The organism is Streptomyces sp. NPDC057438 (assembly GCF_042802995.1).
Taxonomy (GTDB): Bacteria; Actinomycetota; Actinomycetes; order Streptomycetales; family Streptomycetaceae; genus Streptomyces.
Genome location: NZ_JBHVDD010000075.1, coordinates 14,669 through 28,808 on the forward strand (window position 1 = coordinate 14,669; position 14,140 = coordinate 28,808).

The 14,140-nt window shown below is 73.4% G+C and carries 12 protein-coding genes and 1 pseudogene; 4 read left to right on the forward strand and 9 right to left on the reverse strand.

The window, feature by feature from the left end; all coding sequences use genetic code 11:
- Positions 1-6 precede the first annotated feature (6 nt).
- The 6 genes from ACFU5F_RS31535 to ACFU5F_RS31560 all read right to left on the reverse strand — a co-directional run bounded on the left by ACFU5F_RS31535 (position 7) and on the right by ACFU5F_RS31560 (position 8,518).
- Complete coding sequence (locus ACFU5F_RS31535; protein WP_383894595.1) at positions 7-1,425, reverse strand: DEAD/DEAH box helicase; 1,419 nt, start codon at positions 1,423-1,425, stop codon at positions 7-9.
- Between the two features lie 213 nt (positions 1,426-1,638).
- Positions 1,639-2,565, reverse strand: a complete 927-nt coding sequence (locus ACFU5F_RS31540; RefSeq protein WP_383894598.1) for an AAA family ATPase — start codon at positions 2,563-2,565, stop codon at positions 1,639-1,641.
- Positions 2,566-2,567: 2 nt separating this feature from the next.
- Positions 2,568-3,776: a T4 RnlA family RNA ligase gene (locus tag ACFU5F_RS31545; protein WP_383894601.1), complete on the reverse strand. Its 1,209-nt coding sequence runs from the start codon at positions 3,774-3,776 to the stop codon at positions 2,568-2,570.
- Between the two features lie 114 nt (positions 3,777-3,890).
- On the reverse strand, positions 3,891-5,552 hold the full coding sequence (locus ACFU5F_RS31550) for an ATP-binding cassette domain-containing protein (protein ID WP_383894604.1): 1,662 nt from the start codon (positions 5,550-5,552) through the stop codon (positions 3,891-3,893).
- 278 nt (positions 5,553-5,830) lie between these two features.
- Positions 5,831-6,922 carry a DUF5937 family protein gene (locus ACFU5F_RS31555; RefSeq protein WP_383894607.1) on the reverse strand — a complete coding sequence of 364 codons (1,092 nt, stop codon included), beginning with the start codon at positions 6,920-6,922 and terminating at the stop codon, positions 5,831-5,833.
- A 21-nt stretch (positions 6,923-6,943) separates the two neighbouring features.
- The gene (locus ACFU5F_RS31560) at positions 6,944-8,518 is read right to left on the reverse strand and encodes an AbgT family transporter (RefSeq protein WP_383894610.1); all 1,575 of its coding nucleotides are present in this window, start codon (positions 8,516-8,518) and stop codon (positions 6,944-6,946) included.
- 255 nt (positions 8,519-8,773) lie between these two features.
- Here ACFU5F_RS31560 and ACFU5F_RS31565 point away from each other — a divergent pair, with 255 nt between their 5' ends.
- The gene (locus ACFU5F_RS31565; protein WP_383894613.1) at positions 8,774-10,711 is read left to right on the forward strand and encodes a CocE/NonD family hydrolase; all 1,938 of its coding nucleotides are present in this window, start codon (positions 8,774-8,776) and stop codon (positions 10,709-10,711) included.
- 15 nt (positions 10,712-10,726) lie between these two features.
- Here the strand turns inward: ACFU5F_RS31565 and ACFU5F_RS31570 are convergent, their stop codons facing one another.
- Both ACFU5F_RS31570 and ACFU5F_RS31575 read right to left on the reverse strand, forming a co-directional pair.
- A complete protein-coding gene (locus ACFU5F_RS31570; protein WP_383894616.1) occupies positions 10,727-11,389 on the reverse strand; it encodes a lysophospholipid acyltransferase family protein in 663 nt (220 codons plus the stop codon).
- A gap of 74 nt (positions 11,390-11,463) precedes the next feature.
- A pseudogene (locus ACFU5F_RS31575) lies at positions 11,464-11,718 on the reverse strand (SAM-dependent methyltransferase); the annotation flags it as partial.
- Positions 11,719-12,411: 693 nt separating this feature from the next.
- Between ACFU5F_RS31575 and ACFU5F_RS31580 the strand changes: the two are divergent.
- Genes ACFU5F_RS31580 through ACFU5F_RS31590 form a run of 3 tightly spaced genes read left to right on the forward strand, consistent with a single transcriptional unit; the run spans position 12,412 to position 13,612 of the window.
- Positions 12,412-12,909 carry a DUF2975 domain-containing protein gene (locus ACFU5F_RS31580; RefSeq protein WP_383894618.1) on the forward strand — a complete coding sequence of 166 codons (498 nt, stop codon included), beginning with the start codon at positions 12,412-12,414 and terminating at the stop codon, positions 12,907-12,909.
- A complete protein-coding gene (locus ACFU5F_RS31585; RefSeq protein ID WP_383894621.1) occupies positions 12,909-13,112 on the forward strand; it encodes a helix-turn-helix domain-containing protein in 204 nt (67 codons plus the stop codon). The genes ACFU5F_RS31580 and ACFU5F_RS31585 overlap by 1 nt, the downstream gene beginning before the upstream one ends.
- Positions 13,109-13,612, forward strand: a complete 504-nt coding sequence (locus tag ACFU5F_RS31590) for a hypothetical protein (protein ID WP_383894624.1) — start codon at positions 13,109-13,111, stop codon at positions 13,610-13,612. The genes ACFU5F_RS31585 and ACFU5F_RS31590 overlap by 4 nt, the downstream gene beginning before the upstream one ends.
- 167 nt (positions 13,613-13,779) lie before the next feature.
- Here ACFU5F_RS31590 and ACFU5F_RS31595 read toward each other — a convergent pair whose 3' ends face one another.
- On the reverse strand, positions 13,780-14,073 hold the full coding sequence (locus tag ACFU5F_RS31595) for an RICIN domain-containing protein (protein WP_383894627.1): 294 nt from the start codon (positions 14,071-14,073) through the stop codon (positions 13,780-13,782).
- Positions 14,074-14,140: the final 67 nt, after the last annotated feature.

Consider the following 14,140-nt stretch of genomic DNA (forward strand, 5'->3'; position numbering starts at 1 on the left):
CCCGGGTCAGCGGCTCTTGCGCACCCGGGCCGCCGCGCGGGCCTCCGCCGCCTTGCGTGCCTCGGCGGCCTTGCGGGACTCCTTCGCGGGGCGGCCGGGGCGGGTGCCCATGCCGCGGAAGGGCGCGTTGCCGCCGCTCGCCTTCGGCGCGGCCGGCGGCCGCCTCGCCCCGGTGATCGCGGTCAACTGCGCCTCGCCGGACCGTACTTGGGTGACCGTTGGGCGGATCCCGGCGTCCGACATCATCCGGTTCACGTCGCGCCGCTGGTTGGGCGTGACCAGCGTGACCACCTTCCCGGACTCGCCGGCACGGGCCGTGCGCCCGCCCCGGTGCAGATAGTCCTTGGCGTCCGCGGGCGGGTCGACGTTGACGACGAGATCGAGCGCGTCGATGTGGATGCCCCGCGCCGCGACGTTGGTCGCCACCAGTACGGTGATCTGGCCGTCCCTGAACTGGCCGAGCGTGTGCGTGCGCTGCGGCTGCGACTTCCCGCTGTGCAGGGCACCGGCCCGTACGCCGCTGGCCCGCAGATGGCGGGTGAACTGGTCGACGCCGGCCTTGGTGTCCAGGAACATGAGCACCCGGCCGTCGCGCGCGGCGATCTCGGTGGCGGTCGCGTACTTGTCGGCGCCGTGGATGTTCAGCACATGGTGTTCCATCGTGGTGACCGAGCCCGCGACCCGGTCGACGGAGGCAAGCACCGGATCATGCAGATGGTCGCGCACCAGCTGGTCGACGTCGCGGTCGAGGGTGGCGGAGAACAGCAGCCGCTGTCCGTCGGAGGGGACCTGCTCCAGGATCTCCGAGACCTGCGGCAGGAAGCCCAGATCGCACATCTGGTCCGCCTCGTCCAGCACCGTGATCCGTACCTGGTTCAGCACGCAGTCCCGGCGCGACACCAGGTCGGCGAGCCGCCCCGGCGTCGCCACGACCACCTCGGCGCCGGCCCGCAGCGCGGCCTGCTGCTTGTTGATGGACAGCCCGCCCACCACCGTCGCCAGCCGTACCCCCAGCGTGCCCGCGTACGGCGTCAGCGCGTCGGTCACCTGCTGCGCGAGTTCCCGGGTCGGCACCAGGACCAGGGCGAGCGGACGCTTCGACTCCGCCCGCCGGCCCGCCGAGCGGACGAGCAGCGCGAGGCCGAACGCCAGCGTCTTGCCCGACCCGGTCCGCGCGCGGCCGAGGATGTCGCGGCCGGCCAGCGCGTTCGGCAGTGTCGCCGCCTGGATCGGGAAGGGTTCCGTCACGCCGAGGCCGGTCATGGCCCGCAGCAGCTCCGGCGGCAGCCCGAGCGCGTCGAAGGACCCGGCCGGCGGCAGATCCCCGGCGGCCGCGTCCGGCGCCGGTGGCTCACCCTGCGGCCCGGAGGCCCGTCCGGATGTGCCGGCGGAGGAGGGCCCGGAGGCCGGCGGCTTCGCGTTCATGGGGGAACCTTTCCTGGTCTGGCGCCCGGAACGCGCCGGGGCCCGTACCCCTCGGTACGGGCCCCAACGCTGACGAAGCGCGCCCCCATTTTACCAGCGGACGCCCACCGGCCCGCCCGCGTCACCTCCCGGGCCCGCGTCACCTCCCGGGCCCGCATCACCTCCCGGGCCCGCGTCACCCCCCGGCCCGCGTCACCTCCCCGTACGCGTCGGCTAGAAGCTGCCGTAGTTGACCTGCCAGGTGGGCAGCCCCATCCGGCGCCACACGGCGACCACCCGGTCGCGGTCGTCGAGGGAGACCCGCACCGCGTAGCGGTGGCGTACGTGCCGGTCGAAGAGTTCCGCCTTCACCACGTCGTCGCGGCGCTGGTCACCGGCGGCCCGCATCCACAGCTCGTCGTACGGCACCTCGTGCGCCCGCAGCCACGCCTCCGTCCGCTCCCGGTGCTCCTCCCCGCGCCCGGAGAGCAGGACGACGGCGTCGCCGTCGGCACCGCGGAAGGCGCGCAGCGCGCCGCGCACCGACACGTTCAGCAGATCCTCCTCGCAGCGGGTGAAGTCGTAGGCGCCCCGGTCGCCCCGGAGGGCGAGGGTGCCGTCGATGTCGCACATGACCGCGGAGGGGAGCGCGGGGTCGGCGGTGTACGGCTCGACGGGCGGCTGGTCGTTGAACCACTCCGCGGTGAGCCGCCAGCCACCCCGGCGGGACTTCTCGTGCTTGTCCGCCAGGATCCGGATGATCTCCTCGCCGACCGGCCGCTCCCGCGCGGCGTCGCGCCGCAGGCACTCCTCCACCGGTACGTCGGTGAAGTCGTGCACGACGAACGTGGCCTGCCCCGCGACGGCCGCCTTCAGCCGCTTCGGGATGTGCGGTGTCATATGGGTGTTGTCCACCACGACGTCGAAGCCGTCGTCCACGGCCGCCCGCACGGCCGCGTCCTGGATCGCCAGCACGGTCTGCTCGTGCGCGTACGACCGGCGCCCGGCCCCCTCCGGCAGCGGGACGTCGAGCATCGCCCGCAGATCGTCGAGGTTGACGCGGCGCATCCGCCCCTCCGCCTCCGCCTCCGCCTGCAGCCTGCGCGCGGCCGTCGTCTTCCCGGAGGCGGGAAGGCCCGTCATGACGTGTACCACGGGCACGGTCAGTTCTCCTCGTCGTTCTTGAAGGGGTCGGACGCCTCCGGCCGGGTGGAACGGTACGTCACGAGTTCGGTGGTTCGGTCGTCCAGGCGCAGGAACATGGCGGGGCGTACGGCCGCGTCGGGCAGCTCCCGCACCGCGCGGGCGAAGGCCCCGCGGTCGCCGGCGAGCGGGGCGAGGGACCGGAACGCCTCGTCGATCGCCCGCTCGCGGTCCTCCACCTGCTTCTCGATGCCCGCGACGACCCCGCGCACCCAGGCGTCGAACTCGTCGGGCACCTGCTCCAGCAGCGCGTCCAGGGGCCGGCCGCCGGACGCGACGACGTCCGCGGCCGAGCAGTTCAGCGCCTGCGCCACCTGCTTGGCGGGCAGGCCGGCGAACCGCTGGATGCCGTGACCGCGCCAGATGTCCCGCTCGGTCACCCCGGTGAGCACCTTGTGCAGCCGTACGTACTCGGCGAACTTGGCCTTGGCCCGGACACCCGAGGCGAAGCGCAGCACGAAGCCCTCCGCGTCGGTCCCGGTGGCGGCCCCGCCGTCCGGGAGCCGGTTGCCGTCCGTCAGGGCCAGCAGTTCGGTGAGCGGCAGGGCGGGCCGGACGGTGACGACCGAGCCGATGCCGTGCCAGCCGGCCGCGGCCTCCGCCAGGGCGACCTCGGTGCCGTCCTTGGCGAACGCGGCCAGCAGCACCACGTCGCGCCGGTCGCCGTAGTCCACGACGATCCGGTTCTCCGGGTACAGGATCTCGGCGAGGTAGGTCACCCCCGGTACGAGTCCGGAGGTGTCCTTCCGGTCGAGCAGCCGCTGCGCCCAGGTGGCCTGCACACTGACGAACGACCCCTTGGACGCGACCCGCCACCGGCCGGCGTAGTGGAAGACCACCGCCAGGCTGCCGTCGACCTTGTCGTACACCTCGAACGGCTCGTCGGGGAGGCTGGGGGCGTACGGCTGACCGGCCTCGTGCTCCCCGACGTTGAAGAACTTCGGCAGCGGCAGCGCGACGATCTCACCGGTGGTGTCGTCGGCCACGAGACCGCGGCAACGGGTGGTCACCCGGTTCCACACCCGCTCGTACTGGCATGTCCTCGTGTACGTGTAGAGGGACAGCGGCAGTTCCGGGTGTGCCTTGCGCGTGACGTGCCCCGCGTCGAGCGCTGCCGCCAGCTCGTGCGGCGGCAGCAGCTCATGAAGAGTCAGGTGGTCCTGGCTCATGTGTTCCTCCCCTGGGTGGTCCCTGATTGTCAGATGGGAGAGGCCGTTTCCGGTAACGGATTTCGTGCGTCGTGCCGTACGCCCCGAGGAGGGGAGCCTCTTCGAAAGCCACGCTCACCGGCCGCCCGGCGCCCGGCTGAGCGTCGCCTCCTGCGGGGGCAGCGCGAGATGCGGCCAGGAGTGGATGTCGCGTCGCAGCTGACGGTCGTGCGTGGCGACGACGACGGCCGCTCCGGTGGCGTGCAGGGCGTCGGTGAGTTCGTCGACGAGGGCGATGGAGAGATGGTTGGTCGGCTCGTCCAACAACAGGACGTGCGGTCGGGCGGCCAGTGCCAGGGCGAGATCGAGACGGCGCTGCTGCCCCGTCGACAGCTCCGCCACCGGTTTCGCCTCGTCGCGGGTGCCGAGCAGACCCAGCGTCCCGAGCCCCACGGCCTCGTCCTCCTTGAGGACCCCGGCGCTCACCAGCCGCGCGAGGTGCGCCTCGTAGAGGTCCCGCGCCCGTTGCCGGGTCGTGTGCGGCGACTCCTGCCCCAGCAGACGCAGCCGTACCGCGCGCGCCCGGTGCACCCGGCCCGTGGAGGGCGCCACCTGCCCGGCCAGCACGGACAGGAGGGTGGACTTGCCGGCCCCGTTCGCTCCGGTGACGGCCAGCCGGTCGCCGGACGCCATCGCCAGGGTGGTCGGCCGACGCAGCCGGCCGACCACGCTCACCTCGTGCGCGCGCAGCAGCGGGACGCCGGACCGGGTGGGGAGTTCGGGCATGCGGAAGCGCCGCGGCGGTACGGGGGCGGTGACCTCGTGACGTTCCAGCTGTTCCTGGCGGCGGTGCACGGAACGGGCCAGGGCGCCGGCCCGGGTGGCGCGTTGGTGCCTGGCGGTGCCCTTGTCCGGACGCCAGCCCGTGCTCAGCCGGTTCTGCGCCTCCGACAGGGCCTGCGCGAGACGGGCCTGTTCCGTCCGCTGCTGCTCGTACTCGGCCTCCCAGCGCACGAGTTCGGCCTCCCGGCCCTCGCGGTAGCCGGCGTACCCGCCGCCGTGGACCCGCGGACTGCCGTCGCGGGTGGGGTCGAGGTCGAGGACCGTGGTCGCCACGTCCGTCAGCAGCGCCCGGTCGTGGCTGACCACGACCACGCCTCCGCCGTGGGCGCGCAGCCGGGCCGTCAGGAACTCCAGCCCCGACAGGTCGAGGTGGTTGGTCGGCTCGTCCAGCAGCAGGAAGTCGTACTCGGCGCCCAGCAGGCAGGCCAGCCGGACGCGGTAGCGCTGACCGACGGACAGGCCGGCGAGCCGGCGGCCGCGGTCGCGGACCGCGTCGAGTCCGGCGAGGGCGACGTCGACGCGGCGGTCGGCGTCCCAGGCGTCGAGCGCCTGCGCGGCCTCCAGCGCGGCGGCGTACTCATCGGCCGCTTCGGGCCGTTCCCCGGCCAGGGCGGCCGCCGCGTCGTCGAGACGCCGCAGCGCGGCACGGGCGTCGGCGAGGTGCTCGTCGACGACGTCGCCGACCGTGCGCCCGTCCCGTGCCGGCATCTCCTGTTCGGCGAGCGCGAGCGTGCCGACCCGGTGGACCTCCCCCTCGTCGGGGGCCAGCGCTCCGGCCAGGACGTGCAGCAGGGTCGACTTGCCGCGTCCGTTCTCCCCGACCACGCCCCAGCGCGATCCGGGGGACACCGTCATCCCGACGTCGAACAGCACGGTACGGCCACCGCGGTCGACACGGACACCGGCGCAGGTCAGCTGAGCCCGGTCACGGGCGGGCAGGGCAGGGGCAGTCACGTCTTCTCCTCCGGAAGGAGGCACACCTCACCCCTGGGATCACAGGGGGAGCGCACCGTCTCTGACGAACGACCCGGCCCGGCGCTAGGCGGAGCGGGGTCGCGGGCGTATGCGCGGCTCCCGGCCCTGCAGGCCCGTGCGGTCACACGGGCGAGGGGGCGGAGCGCGGTGGCCCGGTCAGATGTAGAAGACGTAACTCATGGGCCGACCCTAACAACGGGCCCGAGCGCACGGCCACCGAAATAGGACCCGGACGCCGGGGCGCGCGGGAGAACGTCTCACCGTGCCACGGTCGCCAGGACGTCGTGGCCGAGGCGTTGGACGACATCCGTGGCGAGCCGGTGGCGTACCAGCTTGCCGTCCCGGGTGGAGCGCACCAGGCCCGCGTCGCGCAGGGTGCGCAGGGCGCGGGAGACCTGGGGTTCGGTGGAGCCGAGTCGGGCGGCGAGTTCCGAGGTGGTGATGGGCTCGCCCAGCAGATGGCGGCACAGCTCCATGCGGGCCGGCGAGTTCAGTGCCATCAGCCGGTCGTGGAGGTCCCGCAAGGTCAGTTCCCCGGACGGTGTGGTGCCGCGCGCCGCGTACTGCACCACCACGCACGACCCGCGCTCGTTCTTGATCGTCAGATGCGGCCACACCCGGGCGGACGGCACCAGGACGAGGGCGCGCGGGGCCACCTTCACCTCGTCGATCTGGAGCTTGTCCAGCCGGACCCGCTCCCCGGGCCCGACCCGCGCCGCCGTCGGCAGCAGCTCGGTGAGCACCTCGGCGGGCGAACGCGCCGCCAGCCGGCGCCGGACGGTCCGGGCGTGCTCCTCCAGGGCCGGCCGCAGCGTGCGCCAGTCCTCGGCGAAGAACGCGGTGTCGGCCGCCCGTACCACCGTCAGCAGCCGGTCCCGCAGTTCCAGCGGCGCCTCCACCAGCTGACGCGCCAACTCCCCGCGGGCGTGTGAGCGGCGCCGGCAGCGGCGTACGTAGTCCTCCGCCTCCGGAGTGCCGGGGCGCAGTCCGCGGGCCGTCGGTACGGGCTGCGCGTTGGTGCCGAGGACGCCCGGTGCCACCAGCCGCAGGACGTCCTCCGCCGGCAGCTCCGCGACCGCCGCCAGTTCCTGCTCCAGATCCGCCGTCGGCGGCAGTGTGCGGGGAAAGAACAGGCGGCAGCGGTAGCGGGCCCACAGGGGCGCGAAGACGGACAGCTCGTCGTACAGGCCGGGCTCGGCCGCGGCGGCGCGGGCCGTCCAGGCGGCGGCCTCGGGGTGGTGCTCCGGTTCGGCGAGGACGTGCAGGCTCGCCATCAGTTCCGACAGAGCGGAAGGCCCGACCGCGAGGTCCGCGGGGCCGAGCCCTCCGAGGTCGAGGACGATGCTCACGCTGTCAGCGTACGGCGGGCGTCACCGCACCGGGGCGCCCGGACCGAGCGGCACCCCCAGCGCGTACCAGGCGAAGAACAGCAGCGTCCACACCACCAGCATGACCATGGCGATCGGCAGGGTGAAGGAGACCAGGGTGCCGATGCCGGCCTTGCGGCGCAGGGTCTGCAGATAGCCGACGCAGAGCATGAACGACGTGCTCATGGGCGTGATCGAGTTCGTGCAGGAGTCGGCGATGCGGTAGAGCGCCATGGTGGTGGCCGGGCTGGTGCCCAGCAGCATCAGCATCGGCACCAGGGCGGGGGCGACCAGGGTCCACAGGGCGGAGCCGGAGGTGATGACCAGGTTCATCGACGCGACCGTGACGATCAGCAGGGCGAACAGCAGCAGGGTGGGCGCGCCCAGCCCCCTGAGGAAGTCGGCGCCCTCGACCGCGACGACCGTGGCGATGTTCGTCCACCGGAACAGGGCGAGGAACTGGGACACGGCGAAGAACAGCACCAGCAGCGGCGCGATGGAGCGCACACCCTCCGCCATGAACTCCGGTATCGCGCGGCTGCCCCGGATCTGCCCGGTGAGCCGTCCGTACACGGCGCCGACGAGCAGGAAGAACACGGTGAGGAAGACGGCGATGGCGTTCATGAACGTGGACTCCACGATCGCGCCCCCCTCGCCTCGCAGCGGTGACGAGGCGGGCAGCATCGCGAGCACGAGCAGCGTGGCGTAGCCGAGCACGGCCAGCCCGGTCGCCCGCAGGGCGCGCAGTTCGGTGGTGTCGTCGACGTGGGCGGCGACCACCTGCCGGGCCGCGACGGCCTCCAGGTCCGCGTCGGGCGTCAGATGGTGCTCGCGCCGGGCGAGGAACCTGTCCACGACCAGGGCGATGGTGCCGGCCAGCACGAACGCGGAGACGGTGGTGAAGTACATGTTGTCCGTCGCGCGGACCACCACGTCCTTGTCGACGAGCCGTGCGGCCTCGGTGGCCACGGCCGCGTACAGCGCGTCGCCGGGCGCGATCAGCGGATTGGCGTCACCGGCGGCGTTGATGGAGACGAACGCGACGATCATGCCGAGCATGGGCGAGCGGCCCACCGCCCGGAAGGCCACCGCGCCGAGCGGGATGAGGACCACGTACGCCGAGTCCGACAGGAACTTGCCGAGCACGCCGCCCAGGGCGACACCGAGGACCACCGACCGCGGGGAGAGCCCCGACAGCAGACGGCGGGCCAGCGCCTCGAACAGCCCCGACCGCTCGGCCACCGCGACCCCCAGCATCACCATCAGCACCGTGCCGAGCGGGCCGAAGGTGACGAAGGAGTCCTGCGCCCCGGCGACCAGGTCCCGGACGGCGTCCGCCGACAGGGCGCTGCGCACGCCGACCGGGTCACCCGACGCGGGGTCCTCGACCCGCAGGCCGGAGGCGTCGAGTGCCCAGCTGGCGAAGGCGACGAGCGCGCCCAGGATCCAGAACAGCCAGAACGGGTGCGGCAGGGCGTTGCCCGCGCGCTCGACCAGGTCCAGGAGCCGGGAGCCACGGCTCCCCACGCCGGTCTCGGTGTCCCGCACCTCCTCGGCGCGGCTGTCGGGTGTTCTCATGGCGGCCTCCTGTGCGGACGGGACGGGAACGGAGGGAAGGGTGTGGGCGGGAACGAGGGCACGGCGCGGCGGCGCCGCGAGGGTGCGAGGGGGGTCCGGAGCCGCGCAGGACCCGCCGTGGAGGGCACGCGGGGCGCTGCCCGGTTGCGCTGCACAGTAGGTCCCGTGGCCGGTCGCGTCACCGTCCGGCGGAACACTTGACCGGATGGGGTCAAGTGATCGCCATGGTCCGGGCCCCTGCCTAGCGTCACGGTCGTGACCCGGTATGACACCTCCCTCACCCCCCGCCCCGAACGCCTGCGCGGCGGCGCCCTGTGGCGCCGCGTTCTGCGCATCCCCATGCGGGACGGCGTCCGGCTCGTCGCCGACCTGTACTCCGCCTCCGCCGAGCCGGAGACGACGGCGCTCCCGGCTCTCCCCGTCCTCCTCGAACGCACCCCGTACGGCCGGCGCACACCGCGCGGCTCGGACCAGGACCGGGCCGGTGCGCCCGTGCCGCGGCCCGAGGAGATCGCCCGGCATTTCACCGAGGCCCGCTACCACGTCGTACGACAGGACTGCCGGGGCCGGGGCGACTCCGGCGGCACGTTCGTGAAGTACCTGGGCGAGGGCCCGGACGGGGTGGACACGATCGCCTGGCTCAGGGACCAGCCGTGGTGCGACGGCCGGGTGGTGATGACGGGGGTGTCCTACTCCGCCCACGTCCAGGCGGCCGCGGCGGCCGAGGGCACGGCCGGCCCGGACGCCATGTTCCAGGACTCGGGCGGCCTCTCGTGCGCCTACGACGCGGGGATGCGGATGGGCGGGGCCTTCGAGCTGAAGCAGGTCACGTGGGCACTGCGGCAGGCCCTGCGGAGCCCGGAGGCGGCGGCGGATCCGGTGCTGTCCGAGCACCTGCAGAAGGTGGACGTGCCGGGCTGGTTCGGAGCGATGCCGTGGCGGCCGGGCTGCACCCCGTTGCGGCATCTGTCGGCCTACGAGGACTACCTCCTGGAGCAGTGGCGCCAGGACGCCTTCGGCGACTACTACCGCAACCCGGCGCTCTACGGGCGGGGCTTCTACGAGCGGTTCCCGGACGCGCCGAGCCTGCACATGGGCAGCTGGTACGACCCCTACGTCCGTTCCACTATCGAGAACTTCACCGCCCTGCGGAGACTGAAGAGGGCTCCCGCCCACCTGGTCATGGGCCCCTGGACGCACGGGCACCGTTGCGAGACGTACGCGGGAGACGTGGACTTCGGCCCGCGGGCGACCCTCGACGGCAACCTGGCCCCGTCGTACCTGGAGTTCCGCCGCCGCTGGTTCGACCGGGCGCTGGGACGGGGGGCGACCGCCGACGGCGACGATGACCTGCCCGTCGTCCGGTACTTCCTGATGGGCGGCGGGGACGGGCTGCGGGACGCGGCGGGACGGATGCGGCACGGCGGCACGTGGCGCACCGACACCCGCTGGCCGCCGGCGTCGACGGCCCCCGTCGCGCTCTACCTGACGGCGGAGGGCGTCCTCACCACGAGCCCGCCCGCCACCGCGGCCGCGTCGGTGAGCTATGACTTCGACCCACGCGACCCGGTGCCCACGCTGGGCGGACAGGTCACCTCGGGCGAGCCGGTGATGACGGGCGGCGCCTACGACCAGAACGCCCCGGACGCCCGGGTCTACGGGGCCCGTGCGCCGTACCTGCCACTGGACTCCCGCCCCGACGTGATCAGCCTGAGCACCCCGCCGCTGGAGCGGGACGTGGTGCTCGCCGGACCGGTGTCGGCGAGGCTGTACATCTCCACGACCGCCCCCGACACCGACTTCACCGTCAAGCTGATCGACGTCCACCCGCCCAACGCCGACTATCCGCACGGCTTCGCGATGAACCTCACCGACGGCATCGTCCGCTGCCGCTTCCACCGCTCCTACGAGGAGCCGGAGTCACTCGTCCCGGGGGAGGTCTACGAGGTCGAGGTCACCGCCCCCGACACGGCGAACCGCTTCGGCGCCGGCCACCGCATCCGGCTCGACGTCTCCTCCAGCAACTTCCCCCGCTTCGACGTCAACACCAACACCGCGGAGCCGGAGGCCGGGGCCCGCCGTACCGCCCGGGCCGTCAACACCGTGCACATGGACGCCGTACGCCCCTCTCGTCTGCGGGTGTGGGTGGAGGGGGGTACGGCCGCGCTCGGTCGGCCGGACCGGGGGGCGTGAGGCCCGGCGCGTCCGTCAGGCGGCGAGCGCGGCCGGTTCGCCGAGGTGGGCGGCCGCCGTGCGCCAGGCGGCCGTCACCGCGGCATGCGCCTGCCGGGTGTCCGCGGTGTGGCCGCCGGTGAGGGTGAGCGGTGTGCCGACGTGGACGTGCAGGTCCGGGCGGCGCAGCGGGGCGGTGACCAGTCCCGCGAGCTGCTTGGCCGTGCTTCCGGACGTGATCCGGCGGGCGCCGGCCTGGCCGACCGGGACGACGGGCGCACCGGTCCGTGCGGCGAGGCGGGCCAGGCCGCTGCGGAAGGTCCGGGGCGCGGCCTCGGCGGAGTCCGGGCGCGAGGGGATCCCGCCCTCGGCGTAGATGAGGACCGTCCGCCCGCTCTCCAGCGCGGCGGCGGCGAGGTCGAGCGCGTCGGCGGCGCGCGGGTCGCCCCGGTACACGGGCACGTACCCCTCGCGGGAGAGCGCGCGGCCGAGCAGGGGGATGCGCCACAGGCCCGCGGCGCCCAGGGCGACCGGCTGGACGCCGAGACGGTGCAGCGCGGCGAGCACGACGGCGGGATCGGCGAGCGAGGTGTGGTTGGCGACGACGATGCTGCCCGGCGCCACCGCGGTACCGGCGTCGACGGTCACCGTGAGGCGTCCGACGGCGGGGACGAGGACATCGGCGAGGCGGCTGAACATGAGGTCTCCCGGGCTTGACGAGGCAGGACCCCATCCTCGGTCGCGCCTGCCGCACCGATCCTGAGTGCCCGTACTCAGTCGTCGGTGTGCCGGTACCCAGACGGCACCGGCCTGCGTCCCCAGGCCGAGACCATCGGGGAGGTCGCGAGCTCCAGATCGCCCGCCGCGACGTGGGCGAGGTGAGTGTCGATCTCTGCGGGTGTCGCGTGGCCCCCGGCCACCAGCCGGTCGCGGACCTGCCGCACGGTGGCCGCCTCCAGCGCCGAGCAGGCCGGGCCGGAGACGGGGAAGTAGGCGCCGGCCCGTACGTCGGTCAGCCCCGGCACTCGGCGACCGCGCCCGACCAGGCCGACATCGACGCCGACCTCCAGGAGCTGGGCGTCCGGACGGCCGCCGAGCTGCTGGCGAAGTGTCGAGGAGATATCCGTCGTCCGTGTGTCCGGCATCCGTATGTCCGTCGTCCGCGCTCTGGCTCATCCTCGATCATGGCACCGCCCGTTCGGGCGGGGTCTTCGATCACATGCTCACGCGGGCCGTGGACGATCCGGTCGACGATCGCGTGACGCACGGGCCGATGCCGAAGAGGCTCAGGAGGACGGTGTGGCGATGGTCCGTCCGCCTCCCGGGGCCGTCCCCGTGAACAGGTCTTCGAGACAGGGGCCGCCGGCGTGGCCCGCCGCGACCGGGAGGCCCGGCCCGTCATCGGCCACCCGTCGCCACCGTCCCGCGTGAGGGCGAGTCCGACGGGCCGGGCGCGGCCGGCCAGCACCTCGGCCACGGCCCGGTCGACGGCGTCGAACACCGTCTGGTGCAGGTCCCGTTCGCCGGTCGAGCCGACGTACATACCGGGCCGCTTCCGGATGGCCTCCCGTCCCTCCAGCACCTCGATGTGCGTGGCGTCGTACCCGCTGGTCCCGTCCGTCACCGAGCCCCCTCCGATGGGTGTCAGCAGAGGCCGACCGCTTGCCAGAGGTATCGATTTTCGATAGATTCCTATCGTTGCTCGGTCGTGGGAGGGTGTCATGGGGAAGCTGACGGTGCTGGCGTTGCGTGCCGTGATCGTGGGGCTGTTCGTCGGTTCGCTGTTGGTGCAGGGGGTGATGGTGCCTCTGCTGGCCGCGGATCTGGACGGGCTCGACGCGGAAGTGGCGCACGTGCGCACGCCGGTCCTCGTGATCGTGGTCCTGGGGGTGGTGACGGTCCAGGTCGTGCTGGTCTGCGTGTGGCGGCTGGTGACGATGGTCCGGCGGGACACGGTCTTCTCCCACGCCGCCTTCCGGTACGTGCACGGGGTGATCGGCGCGATGGTGGCGGCGGCGGTCCTGGTGTTCGCGCTCGGCGTGGTCCTCGCGCCCGGCGAGGCCGTGGCCCCGGGCGTCGTGCTCCTGCTGGGCGGCGTGTCCCTCGCGGTGCTGGGGATGGCGCTCATCGTCCTCGTCCTGCGCATGCTGCTCGCCAAGGCCGTCACCCGCGACATCGAGGCCACGCATCTGCGGGCCGAGCTGGCCGAGGTGATCTGATGCCGATCGCCGTCGACATCGACGTGATGCTGGCGAAACGGAAGATGTCCGTGGGCGAGCTCTCGGAACGCGTGGGGATCACCCCCGCCAATCTGGCGGTGCTCAAGAACGGCCGGGCCAAGGCGGTCCGCTTCACCACCCTCGCCGCGCTCTGCGAGGTGCTCGAATGCCAGCCGGGGGACCTGCTGCGGTGGGAGACATGACCGGCGGCGGGGGACGCCCGCTGCTCTTCCTGGACGTCGACGGAACACTCCTGCCCTACGGCGGCGGGCGGCTCCCCTCGGCGCCCGAGGAGTGGGTCGCCTGGCAGCACACGTCCAATCCCCAGCTGGCGAGGATCGACCTCACCCACGGCCCCCGCCTGCTGCGGCTGCCCTGCGAGCTGATGTGGGCCACCGCGTGGATGGACGACGCCAACGAGGTGATAGCCCCGCTGCTCGGACTGCCGGCGCTCCCCGTCGTGGACCTGCCGGAGTGCCCGGAGGAGGACAACGCCGATCTGCTGCACTGGAAGACCCGCGCCCTCGTCCGGGAGGCGGCCGGGCGCCCGTTCATCTGGGTCGACGACGAGATCACCGGCCTCGACCGCGCCTGGGTGGCACGCCACCATCCGGGACGGGCCCTCCTGCACCGCGTCGCGTCCGAGGTGGGGATGACCCCCGCCGACTTCACCGTGCTCCAGACGTGGGCGGCCGCCGGGTAGAGCGGGACGCCGCCCGCCCCCGGGGCGCACGTGCCGGAGGGCGCGGGCTCCGTCGTACGGAGCGCGCGCCCTCGGGTCGCCCCGTGATCCCGCTAGGGAACGAGCGCCCTGGGAGCCGTCCGTGGTCGCGTTCTGCAGGGTGAGGGGTGCGTCGGGGGACGCGCCGGTCAGCACAGGCTCTTGTTCTTGGCCGACTGCAGCTTGACGTGACCGTTCGCGGACTGGATGACGTTCCACGTGCCCGTGGCGCTGTCGTCGACCCACTGGCCGATCCGCTGTCCGGCCGTCGCGTTGCCCGTCCAGACGGACGCCGCCCGGCCGCCCGACTTGTTGAGCAGGGTCACACCGCCGTCGGACTTGGTGGTGACGTGCCACCGACGTGCCTTTCCGGTGGCCGGGTCGAAGCCGACATAGTCGTTCTCGTCGGAGTAGAAACAGACGAGCTTGTTCTTGCGCACCATCAGGTACCGCTCCCACAGGGCCACCTGCTTGTACGTGTTCGCCTGGCGATGCTCTGCCCGACCGCGC

Coding starts and splice junctions, on each gene's coding strand:
- ACFU5F_RS31570 (WP_383894616.1), bottom strand. CDS start 11,389: ATGTTCAGCCGCCTCGCCGATGTCCTCGTCCCCGCCGTCGGACGCCTC.
- ACFU5F_RS31590 (WP_383894624.1), top strand. CDS start 13,109: ATGACCGGCGGCGGGGGACGCCCGCTGCTCTTCCTGGACGTCGACGGA.
- ACFU5F_RS31585 (WP_383894621.1), top strand. CDS start 12,909: ATGCCGATCGCCGTCGACATCGACGTGATGCTGGCGAAACGGAAGATG.
- ACFU5F_RS31580 (WP_383894618.1), top strand. CDS start 12,412: ATGGGGAAGCTGACGGTGCTGGCGTTGCGTGCCGTGATCGTGGGGCTG.
- ACFU5F_RS31535 (WP_383894595.1), bottom strand. CDS start 1,425: ATGAACGCGAAGCCGCCGGCCTCCGGGCCCTCCTCCGCCGGCACATCC.
- ACFU5F_RS31545 (WP_383894601.1), bottom strand. CDS start 3,776: ATGAGCCAGGACCACCTGACTCTTCATGAGCTGCTGCCGCCGCACGAG.
- ACFU5F_RS31595 (WP_383894627.1), bottom strand. CDS start 14,073: ATGGTGCGCAAGAACAAGCTCGTCTGTTTCTACTCCGACGAGAACGAC.
- ACFU5F_RS31560 (WP_383894610.1), bottom strand. CDS start 8,518: ATGAGAACACCCGACAGCCGCGCCGAGGAGGTGCGGGACACCGAGACC.